The sequence below is a fragment of the Flagellimonas sp. S3867 genome, from assembly GCF_014698935.1.
Taxonomy (GTDB): Bacteria; Bacteroidota; Bacteroidia; order Flavobacteriales; family Flavobacteriaceae; genus Flagellimonas.
Genome location: NZ_JACVMN010000004.1, coordinates 174,716 through 194,200 on the forward strand (window position 1 = coordinate 174,716; position 19,485 = coordinate 194,200).

The 19,485-nt window shown below is 38.7% G+C and carries 21 protein-coding genes; 14 read left to right on the forward strand and 7 right to left on the reverse strand.

Annotation, left to right across the window (positions count from 1 at the left end):
- Positions 1 to 139: 139 nt before the first annotated feature.
- Positions 140 to 562, forward strand: a complete 423-nt coding sequence (locus IAG46_RS16910; protein WP_190811569.1) for a LytTR family DNA-binding domain-containing protein — start codon at positions 140 to 142, stop codon at positions 560 to 562.
- Here the strand turns inward: IAG46_RS16910 and IAG46_RS16915 are convergent, their stop codons facing one another.
- From IAG46_RS16915 to IAG46_RS16935, 5 genes are all read right to left on the reverse strand, one after another.
- Entirely contained in the window at positions 563 to 1,270 is a 708-nt protein-coding gene (locus IAG46_RS16915; RefSeq protein ID WP_190811570.1) for a uracil-DNA glycosylase family protein, read from the reverse strand.
- A 9-nt stretch (positions 1,271 to 1,279) separates the two neighbouring features.
- Positions 1,280 to 3,826, reverse strand: a complete 2,547-nt coding sequence (locus IAG46_RS16920; RefSeq protein ID WP_190811571.1) for a phosphoenolpyruvate carboxylase — start codon at positions 3,824 to 3,826, stop codon at positions 1,280 to 1,282.
- Between the two features lie 145 nt (positions 3,827 to 3,971).
- Positions 3,972 to 4,733, reverse strand: coding sequence for a peroxide stress protein YaaA (gene yaaA, locus IAG46_RS16925; protein ID WP_190811572.1), 762 nt, complete (start codon positions 4,731 to 4,733; stop codon positions 3,972 to 3,974).
- 87 nt (positions 4,734 to 4,820) lie between these two features.
- Complete coding sequence (locus tag IAG46_RS16930; protein ID WP_190811573.1) at positions 4,821 to 5,849, reverse strand: RluA family pseudouridine synthase; 1,029 nt, start codon at positions 5,847 to 5,849, stop codon at positions 4,821 to 4,823.
- Between the two features lie 2 nt (positions 5,850 to 5,851).
- Positions 5,852 to 6,439 carry a PASTA domain-containing protein gene (locus IAG46_RS16935; protein ID WP_190811574.1) on the reverse strand — a complete coding sequence of 196 codons (588 nt, stop codon included), beginning with the start codon at positions 6,437 to 6,439 and terminating at the stop codon, positions 5,852 to 5,854.
- Positions 6,440 to 6,516: 77 nt separating this feature from the next.
- Between IAG46_RS16935 and IAG46_RS16940 the strand changes: the two genes are divergently transcribed.
- The 5 genes from IAG46_RS16940 to IAG46_RS16960 all read left to right on the forward strand — a co-directional run bounded on the left by IAG46_RS16940 (position 6,517) and on the right by IAG46_RS16960 (position 12,274).
- Positions 6,517 to 7,491, forward strand: coding sequence for a D-alanine--D-alanine ligase (locus tag IAG46_RS16940; protein WP_190811575.1), 975 nt, complete (start codon positions 6,517 to 6,519; stop codon positions 7,489 to 7,491).
- A gap of 30 nt (positions 7,492 to 7,521) precedes the next feature.
- Positions 7,522 to 7,980, forward strand: coding sequence for a pantetheine-phosphate adenylyltransferase (gene coaD, locus IAG46_RS16945; protein ID WP_190811576.1), 459 nt, complete (start codon positions 7,522 to 7,524; stop codon positions 7,978 to 7,980).
- 178 nt (positions 7,981 to 8,158) lie between these two features.
- Positions 8,159 to 10,003, forward strand: coding sequence for a PAS domain-containing protein (locus IAG46_RS16950; RefSeq protein WP_223826743.1), 1,845 nt, complete (start codon positions 8,159 to 8,161; stop codon positions 10,001 to 10,003).
- A gap of 14 nt (positions 10,004 to 10,017) precedes the next feature.
- Positions 10,018 to 10,437 carry a response regulator transcription factor gene (locus IAG46_RS16955; RefSeq protein WP_190811577.1) on the forward strand — a complete coding sequence of 140 codons (420 nt, stop codon included), beginning with the start codon at positions 10,018 to 10,020 and terminating at the stop codon, positions 10,435 to 10,437.
- Positions 10,438 to 10,501: 64 nt separating this feature from the next.
- Complete coding sequence (locus IAG46_RS16960) at positions 10,502 to 12,274, forward strand: M14 family metallopeptidase (RefSeq protein WP_190811578.1); 1,773 nt, start codon at positions 10,502 to 10,504, stop codon at positions 12,272 to 12,274.
- On the opposite strand, the gene IAG46_RS16965 is transcribed toward IAG46_RS16960, so the two are convergent.
- Positions 12,255 to 12,863, reverse strand: a complete 609-nt coding sequence (locus tag IAG46_RS16965) for an NUDIX hydrolase (protein ID WP_190811579.1) — start codon at positions 12,861 to 12,863, stop codon at positions 12,255 to 12,257. The two genes, IAG46_RS16960 and IAG46_RS16965, sit on opposite strands and share 20 nt — an antisense overlap.
- Positions 12,864 to 12,870: 7 nt before the next feature.
- Here IAG46_RS16965 and pyrE point away from each other — a divergent pair, with 7 nt between their 5' ends.
- Together pyrE and IAG46_RS16975 are read left to right on the forward strand one after the other, a co-directional pair.
- Entirely contained in the window at positions 12,871 to 13,512 is a 642-nt protein-coding gene (gene pyrE / locus IAG46_RS16970) for an orotate phosphoribosyltransferase (RefSeq protein WP_190811580.1), read from the forward strand.
- Positions 13,513 to 13,518: 6 nt separating this feature from the next.
- Positions 13,519 to 13,914 carry an SRPBCC family protein gene (locus IAG46_RS16975; RefSeq protein ID WP_190811581.1) on the forward strand — a complete coding sequence of 132 codons (396 nt, stop codon included), beginning with the start codon at positions 13,519 to 13,521 and terminating at the stop codon, positions 13,912 to 13,914.
- Here the strand turns inward: IAG46_RS16975 and IAG46_RS16980 are convergent.
- Positions 13,911 to 14,654, reverse strand: a complete 744-nt coding sequence (locus IAG46_RS16980) for a biotin--[acetyl-CoA-carboxylase] ligase (protein WP_190811582.1) — start codon at positions 14,652 to 14,654, stop codon at positions 13,911 to 13,913. The two genes, IAG46_RS16975 and IAG46_RS16980, sit on opposite strands and share 4 nt — an antisense overlap.
- Positions 14,655 to 14,735: 81 nt before the next feature.
- Between IAG46_RS16980 and rsfS the strand changes: the two genes are divergently transcribed.
- The 6 genes from rsfS to IAG46_RS17010 are packed head-to-tail and all read left to right on the forward strand — an operon-like array spanning position 14,736 to position 19,450.
- Complete coding sequence (gene rsfS / locus IAG46_RS16985; RefSeq protein ID WP_190811583.1) at positions 14,736 to 15,113, forward strand: ribosome silencing factor; 378 nt, start codon at positions 14,736 to 14,738, stop codon at positions 15,111 to 15,113.
- Positions 15,114 to 15,118: 5 nt separating this feature from the next.
- The gene (gene ftsH / locus IAG46_RS16990; RefSeq protein WP_190811584.1) at positions 15,119 to 17,065 is read left to right on the forward strand and encodes an ATP-dependent zinc metalloprotease FtsH; all 1,947 of its coding nucleotides are present in this window, start codon (positions 15,119 to 15,121) and stop codon (positions 17,063 to 17,065) included.
- Between the two features lie 54 nt (positions 17,066 to 17,119).
- Positions 17,120 to 17,728, forward strand: coding sequence for an LUD domain-containing protein (locus IAG46_RS16995; RefSeq protein ID WP_190811585.1), 609 nt, complete (start codon positions 17,120 to 17,122; stop codon positions 17,726 to 17,728).
- Positions 17,729 to 17,732: 4 nt separating this feature from the next.
- Entirely contained in the window at positions 17,733 to 18,536 is an 804-nt protein-coding gene (locus tag IAG46_RS17000) for a phosphatidate cytidylyltransferase (protein WP_190811586.1), read from the forward strand.
- Positions 18,526 to 19,191, forward strand: coding sequence for a phosphatidylserine decarboxylase family protein (locus IAG46_RS17005; RefSeq protein WP_190811587.1), 666 nt, complete (start codon positions 18,526 to 18,528; stop codon positions 19,189 to 19,191). The genes IAG46_RS17000 and IAG46_RS17005 overlap by 11 nt, the downstream gene beginning before the upstream one ends.
- Positions 19,184 to 19,450, forward strand: coding sequence for an acyl-CoA-binding protein (locus IAG46_RS17010; protein ID WP_190811588.1), 267 nt, complete (start codon positions 19,184 to 19,186; stop codon positions 19,448 to 19,450). The genes IAG46_RS17005 and IAG46_RS17010 overlap by 8 nt, the downstream gene beginning before the upstream one ends.
- Positions 19,451 to 19,485: the final 35 nt, after the last annotated feature.

Below are 19,485 nucleotides of genomic sequence, written 5' to 3' on the forward strand. Positions count from 1 at the left end.
TTTAATCGAACATTCAAAAGATTGATTATCAAAGAAATTGACAGAATCATAGTTTCATCCCAATGAAACAGTAGTACATCCCTATTTTTTTTGGCTAACTATTAGTGAAGCTAAATTTATTGTACCCAAACCGCTCACTATGAAATATTCTACACTTATTATTGATGATTCTTCCATTCAGCGATTAGCTACCTCAATCTTGATTAAGAATCATCCCGATTTAGAGTTAATCGGTTCCTATGAAAATCCATACGAAGGGATCAAAGCCATTTATGACCACAAGGTAGATATGGTTTTTTTGGATGTTTTGATGGACAAGGTCAACGCTTTTGAGCTGCTGGACAGTATAGAAATCAATACTGCGGTAATCATGAATTCAACCTGGGCCAGTTTTGCCAAAAAAGCCTTCGATTATGGTATCAATGACTTTTTAATGAAACCCATACGCAGAACCAGATTCGAGCGAGCCGTATCCAAAATCATTAAAGAAATCGAAGTAAAGCGAATAAAACCGGTTCAGACATACACCGTTTTACAACGATTTTCGACCTTCAAAAATTAGTTATTCAAAAAACTTACGGTACTGCATCACCCTAAAATCAAAAGTATTGAATTCAGGATTGGCAGTTTTTAAATCTTTGTACAATTGAAGACTGCCCACAGCCCGATTGGCCGCACCTGAAGGCGCTGTTAGTGAAACTGTTTTTACTATTCTTGGTTTTTCGGTGGTATAGCTCTCGATTGCGCTCGAGGTGGTAGGCAGTACAAGTTGATGGATTCTTGGCACTTTGTCATTAAGCACATCCAATTTTAATCCATATTCCTTTAATTGTCTGCGGAAGAAGTATTCAGGACCGTTTTTGCTGTTACCGCCCATAAACAAGATTGTTTCAATCTTTGGAAATTCTTTTAAATAGTTTACTAAATCGCGAAGTTGTACATTTTGCATTCCCAAATCGGAAGCATCTATTTTTTGACGCTCAGCACTAGCCACAATATCACAGACCCCTATTTTTTGCGCGAACAGAAAGTTTTTGCGCTGTTCGGTCGCCTCTTTGGTGGTTTCATATTTTAATTGAAGTCCGAAAATTTCGTTCAAAATGGGCCATAACATCCCGTTTCGGCTACCATAGCAGAAATCTACATCGTCATCCTTAAGCTCTCTTGAAGTAAATCGAGGTGGTGGTAATGTCCCGACAATCAATTTTGTAGCCTCTGGAAATATAAAAGGCTGATATGGATGGGTATGCAAAAATGGTTTTACGTTCAAGATTTTAAGTTAGGCCGAATTCCTACTTGCATTAATGTTACCATACAAGGAACGGGTCACAATTTTTTCATAGACTTCCTTGAACTTGGAATTCTTGGTGATATTGTACAATGCATTCTGCTGAATAACAAGCAGTGGTAATACAATTTCTTCCCTAATCTTCACTGATTCACGGGAGACTTCCTCGTCCTCCATCAAAATTTTAAGTCCCGAAATCTGTAAGAGCATTTTCTTTGATAGCTGATACTCTTCATGCAGTATGGTCCAAAACGCTCCAAACTCGGCATCCTCCTTCATATAACTGGTCAGGTCAAAATTGGTTTTGGCCAAGGACATCATACTGTTGTGCATTAAAGTTTTAAAGAAGGGTACTTCGTTATACAACTTCTTCACTTGGGTCAGCTTACCATCATCTTTTAGTTTTTGAATGGCCGTTCCGATCCCAAAATATCCTGGTACGTTTTGTTTTAATTGACTCCATGAGCCCACAAATGAAATGGCTCTTAAATCGGAAAGTTCCAATTGTTTTTTATTGCCACGTTTACCGGGGCGGCTCCCAATATTGGCTTTGGTATAGTATTTTAATGTACTCCTATGTTCTAGATATGGAATAAACTTTTCATGCTGTTTGAGTGCGTCATATTTTTCGAAACTCAATTCGGATAGTTCCTCAATCAATTTTCGCTGTGCGTCAGAAATCTCATGTTCTTCTCCATATAGATTATTGCTCAATCCAGCTGTAAGCAACTGTTCTGAGTTGTGAATAAACTGCTCTTTGGTACCATAGGTACTGGTAATGGTCTGTCCCTGAATGGTGAGCTGTATTTCATGGTTGGCCACATCTTTGGTCTGGGCTGCATAAAAACGGTGGGTTTTTCCTCCGCCTCGCGCAGGTGGACCTCCCCTACCATCAAAGAAAATAGCCTTAATCCCATTTTTCTTACACACTTTACTAAGGGTCTCTTTGGTTTTTAGAATGGACCAATTAGCTTTGAGGTAACCTCCATCTTTTGTTCCATCAGAAAAGCCCAACATTATGGTATGCGTATTTTTTCTACGTTCTAAATGTTGACGGTATTGAGGTGTATCGAACAAAGTTTGCATAACTCCTTCAGCTTCCTCCATACCCTTCATGGTCTCAAACAATGGAATTATGTCAAAAGTGATTTCATCTTCCTTCCATCCACACCATCTAAACAATCCAAATACAAAGAGTACGGAATAAATATCTTCTGAATTGCTGATGATATATCTATTACATCCATCCTCACCATTATTCTTTTGAATCTCCTTTAATTGACCAATATTTGTAATGGTGTCCTTTACAATATCCTCATCAAAGTCACTTGGATTCAATTTCAAATCTTTTTTCAACAGCCATTGTTGCAGTTCTGCATCAGACAGTTCTTCCAAATTATCTTTTATAGCTCCTTGTTGTTTAAGAATAGTGGTAACGGCCAACTTATGCTTACTATGGTCCTGTCTAACATCCAAGGTGGCAAAATGTGTTTTGAAAATATGGACCTTATTGATAAACCGATCAAGGCGTTTTAAATACAACCTGTGGTATTTACCTTCCAACTTTTCGCGGGTTTGCAACAACTGTTCTATTATTTCCTCGTATGAAATAACGGCCTTGGCATCAAACATAGACTTGTAGAGCTTATTGCTAAGTTCATTCAAATCATCCTGCATATCCTTAAAGGTCAGTTTTTTACGAAGCATTTTAAGCTCGTTGTAGTAACATTTCATCAACGTAAGTCGAAGTTCATCAGCCACTTGCTGTGTAATTTTGGCGGTGACAAAAGGATTTCCATCTCTATCCCCTCCGGGCCAAAAGCCAAGTTTGATAATATTATAATTATCAAACTCCTCGTTGTGAATTTTGCCTTTCACATACTGAAACAGCTCACCCACGGCATCATAATAGGTGTTTCGAAGGATATAGATGATATTTTTAGCTTCATCCAAGGGCGTTGGTTTTTTTACATTTACCAAAGATGTAAGTCCTAACTGCTGTAAAGTCAAATCGATATCATCCACCTTGTTTTCATCAATTAGCGAACGTAATTCGGCAATGATGTCCAACACCGCTGGGGTATAAAACTGTGTAGGGTGGGCCGTAAGCACAATCCGAGCACTAAAGGTTGAAAGTGAATTGGATATTTCATCCCAATTTTTGGTGCGATTTACCAACGCAAAGTAATCCTTTATAGAAAGGGATTTGGTATATTCTTGCAGTTTTGGAAAGGCAGAATCCTCCACACTATCGTACAATACCACCTGACGTTCTACATACTGGATGACCTTGAACATAAAATCCAATCGCTCGCGTTCGTCTTTTATATCAACAAAGTTGGTAAAGAACGTTTCCAATATTTCCTGTGGATTTTTACCCGCTTTCAATCCTTTTTCGCATTGATCAAACAAAAGTGGAATCAATACCCCCACATTTTCTATGTTTTGATAGGGCAAGCTTAAAAACAGACTATTATATATATTGAATTTGTTGGTGACCGATTTTCTAAACTCTTCTAAACGTCTTGACTGCTGCATGGTTTCCTCGGTATGGTTAGTTTACGAATATAATTAATGGACAAAGATCGTGATAAATGCCGAACATCACCTACTTATTTAGGCACATCACAATTTTAAGAATTCGAATCCACAAACCTAACAATGCCGGATTAAACTGGGAATTTTATCTAACGAAAACGGGTTGATTTTCTTTTAGTGTATGTTCTGCACTAAACACATATCCATCGTAGTTAAAGCCTTTAAGGTTCTCCATTGTATCCACATCATTATCCAAAATATAACGTACCATTGAACCTCTGGCCTTTTTGGCAAAAAAACTGATTACTTTCAATTTATCATTTTTCCAATCTTTAAAGATTGGTGTAATCACAGGAACCTTTAGACTTTTTTCATCAATAGCGCCAAAATACTCGTTACTTGCCAGATTTATAAACAACTCGTCGTCTTCCAATTCCCCATTCAAATGATCTGTCAGTTGTTTTTTCCAAAATTCATAAAGGTTCTTTTTTCGGGCTACTTTTAATTGTGTTCCCATTTCCAACCGATAGGGTTGAATCAAATCCAAGGGTTTTAGAATACCGTATAATCCGGAGAGGATTCTCAAGGTGTCTTGCAATCTATCCAATTTTTCTTCTGGAATGGTGTAAGCGTCAAGGCCTTGGTACACATCGCCATTAAAGGAATATACTGCCGGCCGTGCATTCTCCGTGGTGAAAGGGGTGGAAAATTGTTGGTTTCGTTGCCAGTTAAGCTCAGCTAAATTATCGGATATGGACATCAATTTAGACAACGCTTTTGGTTTTTTCTTTGCCAAAACAGCATTCAATTTTTCCGATGCTTGCAAAAACTGTGGTTGACTATATTGTGATGTTGGCAATTCCGATTCAAAATTGAGCGATTTGGCAGGTGAGATAACAATCTTCATAAATCAAATTTTAAGTAAAAATAAGGATGTAATTGGATTTATGACAATTGTGTCAAAAGGTGTTTTCAATCTAAAGATTGAAGAAATCTATTGATCGTGGTGTTTGGCATACGCTCGCCATTTTTCAATACAATTTACCATATCGTCCGGAAGCTCGGAATCGAAACGCATAAACTTTCCGCTGACCGGATGTTCAAAGCCCAAGGTTTTTGCATGCAACGCCTGTCTGGGTAAAATCTTAAAAGCGTTTTCAACAAACTGCTTGTACTTGGTAAAGGTTGTTCCCTTCAATATTTTTTCTCCACCGTAGCGTTCGTCATTGAAAAGTGTATGGCCAACATACTTCATATGAACCCTAATTTGATGGGTTCTTCCGGTTTCAAGTTTGCATGATACCAGGGTAACATATCCTAAACGCTCAACCACTTTATAATGGGTTACAGCTTCTTTTCCTTGATCACCTTCAGGAAAAACCATCATCTGCAAACGATTCTTCGGATTTCGGGCAATATGTCCTTCAATGGTTCCTTCATCTTCATCAACATTACCCCAAACCAATGCCAAATATTCGCGTTCGCTGCTTTTATCAAAAAATTGTTTTGCCAAATGGGTCATTGCCAACTCCGTTTTGGCAATCACTAAAAGTCCTGAGGTGTCTTTATCTATCCGATGTACCAAACCCGGTCTTTCGGAACTGTTTGTTGGTAGATTATCAAAATGGTACACCAAAGCATTTATCAGGGTTCCTGAATAATTGCCATGTCCAGGATGCACTACCATTCCGGCAGGTTTGTTGACTACCAACAGCGTTTCATCTTCATAAACAATGTCCAGTGGAATATTTTCAGGGGTAAGTAAAAACTCGTACGGGGGATGTTCAAACATCACTTTGACCTCATCACCAGCCTTTACCTTGTAATTTTGCTTTACAATTGCTTCATTCACCCAAATATGACCTTGTTTGGCAGCTTGCTGAATCTTATTTCGGGTGGCGTTTTCAATGAAATTCATCAAAAATTTATCCACTCGTAATGGCTCCTGCCCTGCTGAAGCAACAAATTTGTGATGTTCAAAAAGTTCGTCTTGGGAAAGTTCGGGGTTTTCTGATGGACCCATAATTATTCGGAATCTGCTTGCACACGGGCCCTACCAGGAATGGTGCCATTTCCACAAATCAGCTCAACTTTCGAGGTTTTGGGCAATTTATCCCCAGGCTTAATATGTTTGCCTTTATATTTCATGCGATACACCATGTCCTTACCCAACTCATCAATATAGGTAACCCGCTGAACTTCGAGCCCAACAGCCCGCAACATTGAAGTTGCATTTCTTTGGGTAACTTGAATGATATCGGGGACGGTGACTTTTTTATAGCCTGATGGGTTCACGGTAAAATAAATCTTCCTATTTGATTTGACCTTGTTACCAGCTTGTGGGTTTTGCTCAAGAATGGAGAACCTGGGGTATTCAGGGTTGTAGTTGGATGAATCCAAGACCTGATATCGTAGTCCTGCATCTTCAACGGCCTCTCGCATTTCCATCACCGACATTTTGGAAAAATCGGGAACTTCTACAAACTCACCATGATTTGTAGAGCTTTTTAACCACCTTAAAATCAAGAAAACAATAAGTATGGAAGCTAGCAATGCCAGACCCAATTGAATTAGGAACACCTTGCTTCTAATGAAATTAAAAAAATGTTTCATGTACAATGCCTTATCGGAACAAATATAGGAAAGCCAGTCCTTTTTTCTTTACTTTGACAAAGCGATTCGACAAGCCGATGAAAAAAAACATCGCCATCATCATGGGTGGTTACTCCAGTGAGTACGAAATCTCCATTAAAAGTGGGAACGTGGTCTATAAATACCTTGACCGTAAAAAATACAATCCGTACCGAATTATTGTCCAAAAAGAAAAATGGTTTTATCCAAATAATGAAGGCCAGGAATTTCCTGTGGACAAATCGGATTTCAGTGTTGCATTAAATGGAGAAAAAATTCAATTTGATTGTGTTTTTAATGCTGTACACGGTACTCCTGGAGAGGATGGATTGCTTCAGGCGTATTTTGAACTCTTGAACATACCACAAACATCCTGTAGTCAATATCAAGCCGCTCTTACATTCAACAAGCGGGATTTGTTGAGCGTGTTAAAACCATACAATATACTATGTGCTACCTCCTATTATATAAACAAAGGGGATGCTATAGATGAAGATGCGATTGTAGAAAAGGTAGGACTTCCCTGTTTTGTAAAAGCCAATAGGGCCGGAAGCAGTTATGGCATCAGTAAGGTTTATAAAAAAGAAGAATTAAATGCGGCCATCGACAATGCTTTTACAGAAGATGATGAAATTATCATAGAAACCTTTTTGGACGGCACTGAAGTATCTGTTGGCGTCATCACCTACAATAATGAAGTTACTGTGCTGCCCATAACCGAGATTGTTTCTGAAAATGATTTTTTTGACTTTGAGGCAAAATATTTGGGTAAATCGCAAGAAATAACCCCAGCAAGAATCTCAAAGGAGCAGCATGAGAGCGTTGCCAAATTGGCCAAATTCATTTATGAAGTTTTGGGACTCACGGGGTATAGCCGAAGTGAATTCATTTTTGTAGATAGTGAACCCTATTTGTTAGAAGTCAACACCACCCCTGGCTTGACTGAAGAAAGTATTTTGCCAAAACAAGCCAAAGCCGCCGGTATTTCACTTGAAGCTTTGTTTGGCAGTGCCATCGAAGAAGCAATGCGATAGAAAATCAGTATTTTTAAAAAAACACCAACAATGAGACGTGCTATTTTTCCAGGTTCATTTGATCCCTTGACATTAGGTCATTACGACATTATTAAAAGGGGTATCACCTTATTTGATGAACTTTTGATTGCCATTGGTATCAACGCTGATAAAAAATACATGTTTTCACTAGAAGAGCGCACCAAATTTATTGAAGATGCATTTAAGGATGAGCCCAAAATTAAGGTGGTAACTTACGAAGGTCTCACCGTTGACTTCTGCAAAAAAGTAGATGCTGATTTCATTTTGCGGGGGCTTCGAAATCCTGCAGATTTTGAATTTGAGAAAGCTATAGCGCATACCAATAGAAAACTGTCTGAGATTGAAACTGTGTTCTTATTGACCTCTTCCGGTAAATCTTATATCAGTTCATCTATTGTGAGGGACGTGATTAGAAATGGAGGTGATTTTACCGGTCTGGTACCCGATACCGTTGTGATAAAATCATAGCCATTCTTATCAAAGTGCGGGTAGTGACATCTTCATTTTGGGGAGATCGGTCTTCAAAAAACTGCCGTTCATCGATAAAACAACATATTTTGGTCGATTCACAACAATAAATTATGTATGTAGGTTAACACTTTTATTTTAGTAGGAAATTTCTTAATCCCAAATCTAGACCTACATTTTGAAAGCAATTGAAACCTCACCCCATACCTACCTGATAAAGCAATTACCCAAACCAACAGTTTTCATAGATCGTCATCATAATTTAATTACGGCTTCAGATTCATGGTTCTCCGTTTTTAACTTGCAACCTGATACCAGTGAAAACCAGCCAATAACCAAACTCTTTGCTTCCCATGAAGGATTTCAGGCAAATGAGCTAAAACAATGCCTAAACGAAAATAAAACAAACCGACTTCACCACACAAGTATTTCGGATTCGCAACTAAATTGGTTTGAAAGCACCTTCACGCCTTGGTTTGATGAAAAAGAGAATTTGCTGGGCACCATAATACAAACTGACAACATTAATCAAGAAGTGGCCAATGAAGCCGAACTTAAACGCATCAATACACTCTTAAAGGCAAAATCAGAGGTTGCCAAGGTTGGGAGTTGGGAATACGATATTGCCAACGATAAGATCACTTGGTGTTCCATGACCAAAAAGATTCATGAAGTATCCTCTTCATATGAGCCCAATGTTACTGAAGGTCTTTCCTTTTACAAGCAGGGCTATAGCCGTAATCGAATATCCATGTTGTTTCACAAGCTATTGGAAAAAGGTGTGCCGTTTAGCGAGCGATTAGTTATTGTTACCCATAAGGGGGACGAACGTTGGGTCGCTGCTGGTGGAAAAGCCATAAAAAAGGATGGAAAAGTAATAAAACTGTTTGGCACTTTTCAAGATGTACATGAGCAAGTATTGGCCGATATTAAAACTAAAGAAAGCGAACAATTATTGACTACCCTGATAGATAATCTTCCTTTGAATGTTTTCATCAAGGACAAAGATTCAAGAAAGCTCTTGGTCAACAAATCAGAATGTGAGTACCTGGGAGCAAAACCTGAAGATCTAATCGGAAAAACCGATTTTGATCTATATAATAAAGATGTTGCACAAATTTCAAGAGATGAAGATCTTGAAGTCATGCGAACTCAAAAATCCATGGTAGGGGTAGAAACCATTAATGTTAGAAAAGATGGAAGCGCTACTAATTTTCTTACTTCCAAAATACCCCTCTTAGATTTGAACGGCAAAGCCTATGGTCTTATCGGCATGAGCATGGATATTACCCATATGAAACAAAAGGAGGATCAGCTGAGAAACCTGATCAATGTGACCGCAATTCAGAACAAGAAATTAATCAACTTTGCCCATATCGTTTCCCACAACCTAAGATCTCATACCGCCAATTTTTCCATGCTGCTCGATTTCCTAATCAAAGAGAAAGATGAGTCTGAAAAAGAACGCATCATGGGTATGTTGTCCCATGCCTCTGATAATCTTTTGGACACCTTGGAAAATTTAAATGAAGTGGTAGATATTAGCACTAACATCAACATGGACAAAAAATCCTTGAATTTAAATGAGAATATCATCAAAGTGCAGCAAAACCTTTCCGCCTTTTTGGAAAGAAACAAAGTGGAGTTTATTAATTCGGTACCAGACAATCTAACAGTAATGAGCGTTCCTGCCTATTTGGAGAGTATTATTCTAAACTTGGTCACCAATGCTGTAAAATATCGTCAGCCCAATACAAGTCCCATTATTTCACTAAATGCAAAAAAGCAGGAGGACAGTGTCATTTTCAGCATATCGGACAATGGGCTTGGAATTGACCTAAACAGGTACGGAAACAAAATTTTTGGCATGTACAAAACGTTTCACAACAATAAAGATGCGAGAGGCCTAGGACTTTATATTATCAAAAATCAAATCGAAGCCATGGGAGGTGGCATCACGGTAAACAGCGAAGTGGACAAAGGGACCACGTTTAACGTTTATTTCAACGAGGAAAGTCAATAAACCACAAACGATCAATGAAGGAAATCAATAGCATATACATTATTGATGATGATCATATTACGGTTTTTGGCATAAAAAAGATGCTTAAAACCATTGTAAGCTGTAATGACATCGAAGCTTTTGAAAATGGAAGATTGGCCTTGGACAGTCTGCGCGAAAGAATACAAACAGGTGTTCCCGCTCCCGAGGTCATATTCTTGGACATCAATATGCCCATTATGGATGGATGGGAGTTTTTGGAAGAATTTGTGACCTTAGATCTAAAGGATAAAATCATTATCAATGTTATCACTTCGTCCATAGACCCTTCCGATTACCAAAAGTGGAACGACTTCAGGCTTAAATGCTGGCACTATCTAAATTTCAAAAACAAACCAATTTATAGGATAGAGGTAACAGATCTTAACAGAATCAATATCACTTCATTACCATAATATTCCCTATTTTTATCCTTGGGAGATTTAGGTTTCCCATTTTTTTAACAAGTTACGCCAACTATTGAAGAACATTATTTTCCCCACGGTACTGTTGCTTTTGCTATCATGTGAATCAAAAACACAAGATGAAGTTGTCTCTTACCAAACGTTTTATGAAGCCTCCCAGGGCACCGAGACAGCCACATACCAAGAAACCATTGATTTTTATATTACCCTTGCCAAGGATTTTCCTGAAATCAATATTCAGACTATAGGCGAAACCGATAGCGGGCATCCTTTGCATATGGTGACTTTTAATCCTGATGGGGATTTCAATTTTGAAAATGTTAGACAGGAAAAGGCAATTGTGTTGATAAATAATGGCATTCATCCAGGTGAAAGTGATGGAATCGATGCCACCATGTTACTCTATCGTGATTTGGCCACAAAAATACTGTCACATCCAAAAAATACAGTGCTGGTCACCATTCCAATATATAATATTGGCGGAGCGCTTTATCGAAATTCCAATACCAGGGCCAATCAAAATGGACCAAAGGAATATGGTTTCAGAGGCAATGCACTGAATTACGATTTAAATCGTGATTTTGTAAAAATGGATACCAAAAATGCAAAGACGTTTTCGCAGATTTTCCATTTGGTAAAACCCGATGTTTTTATTGACAATCATGTAAGCAATGGAGCAGATTATCAATATACACTGACGCATTTGTTTACCCAGCACAACAAATTAGGAGGAAAACTTGGAACATATCTGAACAAAGAATTTAGACCACAGGTTGAAAAATCACTTATTGAAAAAGATTGGGACATAACCCCATATGTCAATGTTTTTAATAGACCGCCCGAATTTGGTTTCAGTCAGTTTATGGATTATCCCCGATATTCCACCGGCTACACAACACTCTGGAACACATTAGGGTTAATGGTGGAAACCCATATGCTGAAACCATACAAAAAAAGGGTTGAAGGCACCTATCAGCTCATGGAAAGTGTACTGGGAGTGGTTGAAAAGGAGTACGACACTATTCGCACATTACGAACACAAAGCGCAGAGGAAAATCTAGAGCTGTCCAAATACTATTTTAACTGGAAGTTGGACACCTCGCAACATTCAACCCTAAATTTCAAAGGGTATGAGGCAACACAGGTTACAAGCGAAGTAACTGGTTTAGATCGATTAAAATATGATCAGAACAAACCTTTTACCCAAGAGACCACATATTATAATTATTATGTGCCGATGGATACTATAATTGTTCCCGCTGCTTATGTAGTTAAAAGCAGTTGGGTTGATATTATTGAACGTCTGCAAGCAAACGATATTGAATACTTTAGTTTGGACCAGGACACCACCCTTACGGTAGAATCCTATCAAATTTCGGATTACGATACCAGGAAAACCCCATACGAAGGTCATTACCCCCATTCAGACGTGAAGGTCAAAAAAAGTAATATAAAAGTTGCATTCCAAAGTGGGGATTATGTTATTCCGACCGGTCAAACCGGCGTGCGATATCTTTTGGAAACGTTGGAGCCCCAGGCTACGGATTCTTTTTTTAATTGGAATTTCTTTGATATGATTCTTCAACAAAAAGAAGGTTTCTCTCCTTATGTTTTTGAGGATGTTGCTCTGGATCTTTTAAAAAAGGATTCTACACTTCGAGGCAATTTTCTGCTTAAAAAAGAATTGGATGAGGACTTTTCCCAAGATTGGTACGCCCAGTTAGATTGGATCTATCAACGATCAAGATATCGCGAGGCCCCCTATTTAAGATATCCCGTATATCGTATTGCAAAAGGGAGTAGTGCGGCTACTTTGCTTCAGGAATAAGCCAGCCTTCGAACAGCACTCTAATATTGTGATAAGAGTTTTTTAGTGCTTTCTTTATTTTCTTGGGACCTTTCCATTTCACTTTTTCAATACCTTCCTCCTGCTGTCCGACCAACTTGCCAGAATAAGTGGTGTACATAGAAAACCAATGTACCAACTTTAACCTGTATTCACCGTTCCTTCTAAAAACATGATAGGTAGTACGCAGAAATTTATCTATAACAAGATTTTTTACCCCAGTTTCCTCTTCCACCTCGCGTATGGCCGCTTTTTCAATAGATTCACCCTTGTCTACTTTGCCCTTGGGTAAATCCCATTTATTATTTCTATAAATGAAGAGCACCTTTCCCTTAGGATTGGTCACAAATCCACCACCAGCAACTACAACCGGGATTTTATGCATAAAAACATCAAGCATTTTCTCTTCATCAGGATGGTAGATATAGGCTTCCTTTAACCTTCCTTTTGCCAGTGAATCTATGGCCATCAAAATAGAATCCCCATCTAAAGAGAAGAGGTTTCCATTTGAGTTATCTTGAGGCTTATTTGTTAAGATGAGTGGAGACTCATTAACAAAAACTTTATACATTTGCGCAATGGTTTTAAACAAAGATACCGCACGAAAAACTGCCGAACTTCTGCTACAAATTAATGCAATTAAGTTGGAACCAGAAAATCCATTTACATGGGCCTCTGGGTGGAAATCCCCAATTTATTGTGATAACAGAATTATGCTCTCCTATCCTGAAATACGAAATTTTGTTCGGGAAGAAATGGCAAAACAAGTCGAAACCCTATATGGGAAACCGGATGTTATTGCAGGAGTGGCAACTGGCGCTATTGGTATTGGAGTCTTGGTGGCTGAAGCTATGGGGCTTCCGTTTATATATGTTAGACCAGAACCAAAATCCCATGGCAGGCAAAACCAAATTGAAGGTCAATTGGAATCGGACCAAACTGTCGTGGTCATCGAAGATTTGATAAGTACTGGAAAAAGCAGTTTAAACGCGGTAAAAGCACTACGAGCCCAAGGTGCCAATGTTAAAGGCATGGTGGCTATCTTTACGTATGGTTTTGCAATTGCGAACACCAATTTTGAGACAGAAAATGTCGCCTTAAATACCTTATCTGACTACGACCATTTGATTGAACTGGCTTCAGATACCAATTATATTAAAAAATCACATCAACAAACCCTATTGGAGTGGAAAACAAATCCACAACAATGGAAACAATAGAACAAAATGCACATTGAAACTCCCAAAAAGAAAGTAGCTAAAAGTGATAAAGAAGTTTTCGACTTCTTGACTGACATTAAGAATTTTGAAACGCTTATGCCTGACAATATTGACAAATTTGAGGTTTTGGATGATACCACCTTCCGATTTGCGCTAAAAGGTATGCCTGAAATTGTACTTCGCTTAAAAGAACAAACACCCAACAGTAAAGTGGTTCTTGGTGCCGCAAGTGACAAATTACCGTTTACGCTAACTGGAGATATAACTTCCTTGGGAGATAACGAGAGTGAGGTTGCTTTAAATTTTGAAGGAGAATTCAATGCCATGATGGCCATGATGATCAAATCGCCAATCACCAACTTTATGGAAACCCTTTCCGCTAACATGGACAAGATTTCTTAATATAAAAGCGAGACTTCTTTTAGATCAAACTCCTTGAGGATTTCATCTTCAAGTTCTACCACAAGCTTGCCCTCTGCTGAAATACGCCGTATAAAGCCCATAAACAATTGGTCTTTTGTATCTCTAAACGTGGATGGCTTATCCTTTCTGAATAACAATCTTTCGTAGGAAGGCAACAGTTGATGTATCGTTTTGGTTTCAATATCATCCAGATAAAACCTGAGCCTTGCCAATAATTTCGACAAGAGTTCGTCCAAATCAAAAAATCTACCCGTTTGTGATTTTAACGAAGCTACTTTGTCTAGATTTTCAAAGGAAATTTGGTTCACATTCAGCCCAATTCCAATAATAGAGCTTTGAATTTGTTTTCCTTTCAAAATATTTTCGATTAAAATGCCACAAATCTTGCAAGAACCTGACATAATGTCGTTGGGCCATTTCACTTTTAAATCAGGTATATCCAAAGCCTTTAAAACATCATAAACTGCTAGGGAAACACCAATGTTCAAATTGAACTGATGCGTAATCTGCATAGCCTCAAATCTCTTCAAGACACTAAACGTCAGGTTTTTACCCGGCTCAGCTTGCCAAGCAGCCCCCATTTGTCCCCTTCCTTTGCGTTGCGATTTTGTTATCACGGTGGTATAATCCCTTACAGAATTAGACTGCATCAAACCCTTTAAATAAAGATTCGTAGAGTCCGTGGCATCAAGTTTGATTATTTGTGATAGTTCTCCCAAAGTGGTGCGTCCAATGATATGTTAAAATCTAGGGCTAAGAAAACAAAAAAAATATAACTTTGTAGAAACTAAAATTTTTGAATGCAGAAAACGAAAGCTAGCGCGGATGAACTGATTGCCTTAATTTTACACGGAATAGAAGAAGTTAAAGGAGTAGATGTAAATCTACTGGATCTTAGGGAAATAGAAAATACAGTTTGTGACTACTTTATAATCTGCAACGGTACTTCAAATACACATGTAAACGCAATTGTCTCATCCATTCAAAAAACGGTCAGCAAAGCCATACAAGATAAACCTTGGCATGTTGAGGGTTCGGAAAACGCAGAATGGGTTTTAATGGATTATGTTAATGTTGTTGTGCATGTATTTCAAAAACATATTAGGGAATTCTACGACATTGAAGGACTTTGGGGTGATGCCAAAGTGACCATGGTGGAGAGCAGCTACAATTCTTAAACAAAATGGCAAAAGAGAACAATTCAAATACCCCTAAAAAACCTCGTTTCAGTTCCTGGTGGATCTACGGCGTGGTCATTGCTTTGATCATAGGATTCCAATTCTTTGGTGGAAACAGTTTGGCTAGTACCGAAAAAACCACAACCTCTGAACTACAGGAGTTTTTAAGAAATGGGGATATCAAAGAAATATTGATTATCACCAATGCCCGTCAAGCCAAGGTTTTCTTGACAGAAGAAGCGCTTCAAAAAGATGTGCACCGTAATGTTTCTGACAAACCTTTCAACTTCTCGGCAGGTAAAATTCCGCAATACATTTTGGATTATGGTGATCTTCAAAATTTTGAAGACGAAATAAAAAGCATCAAAAAAGAGAACAATCTTGACACAGTGGTCGATTTCGATACCGAATCCAACGTTTTGGGTGAGTTATTGCTTTCATTGCTACCATTTGCGTTGATTATTGGAATCTGGATTTACCTAATGCGCAGAATGTCTGGTGGTGCCGGTGGTGGTGCTGGCGGGCAGATTTTCAACATTGGAAAGTCCAAAGCAAAACTTTTTGACGAGAAAACGGATACCCGCACATCTTTTAAGGATGTAGCTGGACTAGAAGGTGCCAAGGAAGAGGTGCAAGAAATTGTAGAATTCCTTAAAAATCCTGATAAATACACTTCTTTAGGTGGGAAGATCCCAAAAGGAGCATTGTTGGTAGGCCCTCCAGGGACCGGAAAGACCCTTTTGGCAAAAGCTGTTGCAGGAGAAGCGCAAGTCCCATTCTTCTCATTATCGGGTTCCGATTTTGTTGAAATGTTTGTAGGTGTTGGAGCTTCAAGAGTACGTGATCTTTTTAAACAAGCAAAAGATAAATCTCCTGCCATTATTTTCATTGACGAAATTGATGCTATTGGCCGGGCAAGAGGTAAAAACAATTTTACCGGTTCCAATGATGAAAGAGAGAATACGTTAAATCAGCTTTTGACTGAAATGGATGGGTTTGGAACCAATACTAATGTGATCGTAGTGGCTGCCACTAACCGAGCTGATGTTTTGGACAAAGCATTGATGCGGGCTGGGCGTTTTGATCGTCAGATCTATGTGGATCTACCCGATATAAGAGAACGTAAGGAAATTTTTGAAGTCCATCTTCGCCCAATAAAAACAGCAGAAACATTAGATCTTGATTTCTTGGCAAAGCAAACTCCTGGTTTTTCTGGAGCTGATATCGCCAATGTTTGTAATGAAGCAGCGCTTATCGCGGCCCGTAAAGAAAAGAAAGCAGTAAACAAACAAGATTTCTTGGATGCAGTGGATAGAATCGTTGGCGGTCTTGAAAAGAAAAATAAAATCATTACACCCGGAGAGAAAGAGACTATCGCATATCACGAAGCGGGTCACGCCACAGTGAGTTGGATGTTGGAACATGCGGCTCCTCTGGTTAAAGTTACAATAGTTCCCAGGGGACAATCGTTGGGTGCAGCATGGTACTTACCTGAAGAACGCTTGATTGTTCGCCCAGAGCAAATGCTGGACGAAATGTGTGCCACTATGGGTGGACGGGCGGCCGAAAAGGTGATTTTCAATAAAATATCAACAGGTGCCTTGAGTGATTTGGAAAAAGTAACCAAACAGGCGCGGGCCATGGTAACCATTTACGGTTTAAACGATCAACTCGGAAATATCACCTATTATGATTCTTCCGGGAACAACGAATATGGTTTTACCAAGCCCTATAGCGAAGAAACGGCCCAGAAAATCGATAAGGAAATCTCGAAGATGATAGAGGAGCAGTATAAACGCGCTATCAAACTTTTAGATGACCATAAGGATAAATTGAAGGAGCTAGCGGATCGCTTGTTGGAAAAAGAAGTTATCTTTAAGGATGATTTGGAGAAGATTTTCGGAAAAAGACCTTTCGAAAAAGAGGAATTGGAGACTGAGACAGCAGAATAATTTGAAGTTTTCATTATACAGTATCATATCGGACAACTATTCTTGATACCATAAATGGGAGTTTTTGACAAACTTTTTGGAGGTGGTAAAAAGGTTTCCAAGGAAACCCTGGAAACACGTGGGGAGCACATGCCCGACTTAAAAATTCCGGTTGATGAAAAATTCACCATCTACTTCAAAAAAAATGGTGGAAAGTTCATTTACTGCGAGGACGACGCCGAAGTTTCCGAAGCTTTACAGAACATTATTTCCGAAAACGATTGGCAAAGCCATCTTTTCTATGTGATGGACCCAAGGCTAAAGAGCCGATTTTCATCAGAAAAACTTGAATTCACCGAAAATAGAAAAGAGAGCGATATTTTCTTTACCACTTGCGAACATCTTATTGCCCATAACGGTTCCATATTGGTCTGTTCCAACCAAATCAAGGAAAAGAAACTCGATGAACTTCCTACCAATCTCATTGTTTTTGCCACCACAAGTCAATTGGTAGATTCTATTAGTGAAGGACTCAAAGTCATCAAAGAAAAATATGGGAAGAATATACCCAACAATATCACTACACTAAAGCATTTTCAACCCACACCTGAAAATAAAAATGATTTTCTTTCATACGGTAGTGCCTCAAAAAATGTATATCTTTTACTGCTAGAAGACTACTAACTAAATGAAAGAAATCCTAAGGCGCTCTATTACAGGGGTAATCTATGCAGTACTCCTTTTGGGCACAGTATTTTTGAGCTCCGATGCCTTTGATTTTCTTTTTATGGTATTCGGCTTGGCCTGTTTGTATGAATTCAAAAAAATAGTCCGCTTAAAACATTACTATATTTTTGTAGCCTATTTAGCTCTATGGTGGGTGTTTATCTACCTGATACAAGATGGCATCCTGATCACCATCCTAATGCTTCTTACCATTACCGTTGACTTGGCATTGTTAGTCTTTTTATTCTCTAAAAAAGAAAAGTATTTCACTAGTTTTCAAAAGTTTATCATAGCGGTTTTTTACATCGGAGGCGGGTGCATCTTCTTGACCATGATACCGTACAAACAAAATTCCTTTGCCCAATTTTTAATTATGGGCATCTTTATTTTGATATGGGTGAACGACACTTTTGCCTATTTGGTGGGTCGAACATTGGGTCGTACAAAATTATTTCCTTCAGTTTCTCCAAAAAAAACAGTGGAAGGTTCTTTAGGAGGTCTTATTTTTGCAATTATTGCAGCTTATATTCTAGCAAAATATGAGACCAGCTTAACACTTTTTCAGTGGATGGCGTTGGCCACAACCATTGTGGTCGCCGGGAGCTTAGGTGATTTGCTGGAATCTAAATTCAAACGAGTCGCCGGTGTTAAGGATAGTGGCGCTATTTTGCCGGGTCATGGCGGAATTTGGGACCGTTTGGACAGTCTAGTATTTGCTGCTCCTTTTGCTTATTTGATACTTAATATATTTTCATATGTTTCATAGAGAAGGCCAAAAAATCATAATTATCACATTTTTTGCTGTGGTAGCTATTGTCCTTTCTGCACATTTTTACATCGGTATTCAATGGATACGGATTGCCGTGCAAGTTGCCGCACTTATTCTTTTGATATTGATTTTGCAATTTTTTAGAAATCCGAGGCGGTTGGTCACCCCGAACTTTGATGAAATTTTGGCGCCGGTCGATGGCAAGGTCGTAGTGATCGAAGAAGTAGAGGAAAACGAATATTTTAAAGGCAAACGTAAGCAGGTGTCCATTTTTATGTCACCGTTGAACGTTCATGTTACGAGATACGCCGCCAGCGGAACGGTGACTTATTCAAAATATCATCCAGGTAAATATTTAGTGGCTTGGCATCCCAAATCAAGTACTGAAAATGAGCGTACCACGGTGGTATTGCATACACCGAAATTTGGAGAAATAGGGTATCGCCAAATTGCAGGGGCTTTAGCACGTCGGATAGTAAACTATGCCGAAGAAGGTGAGCAAGTAACCCAAGGGCAGGATGCTGGCTTCATAAAATTTGGATCAAGGGTAGATCTACTATTACCTTTAGATTGTGACATTGCTGTTAAATTGGGCCAAAAAGTAGTTGGTGCCAAAACCTGCATTGCATCAATTCGGAAAAAAGATGACTGATGAGGATTTAAATATTCAATTTAGGGAAGCTGTTGACTTTGTAAACAGCTACACAGAACCTATGCCTGCTGATTTATTACTCAAACTGTACGCCTATTTTAAAATTGCCAATAAGAATTACAATAATCCTGGCAGTAAAACCCCGCTGATCAACGCTTTTAAGGCAAATGCACTTATTCAGGCAAAAAATATCAGTGCTGAAGACGCCATGCGTAAGTATATCCAAATTGTTGATGCTGAAATTAGAGGCAGCAAATAACAAGAAAAGCCGGAAAATAACTTTCCGGCTCTCCA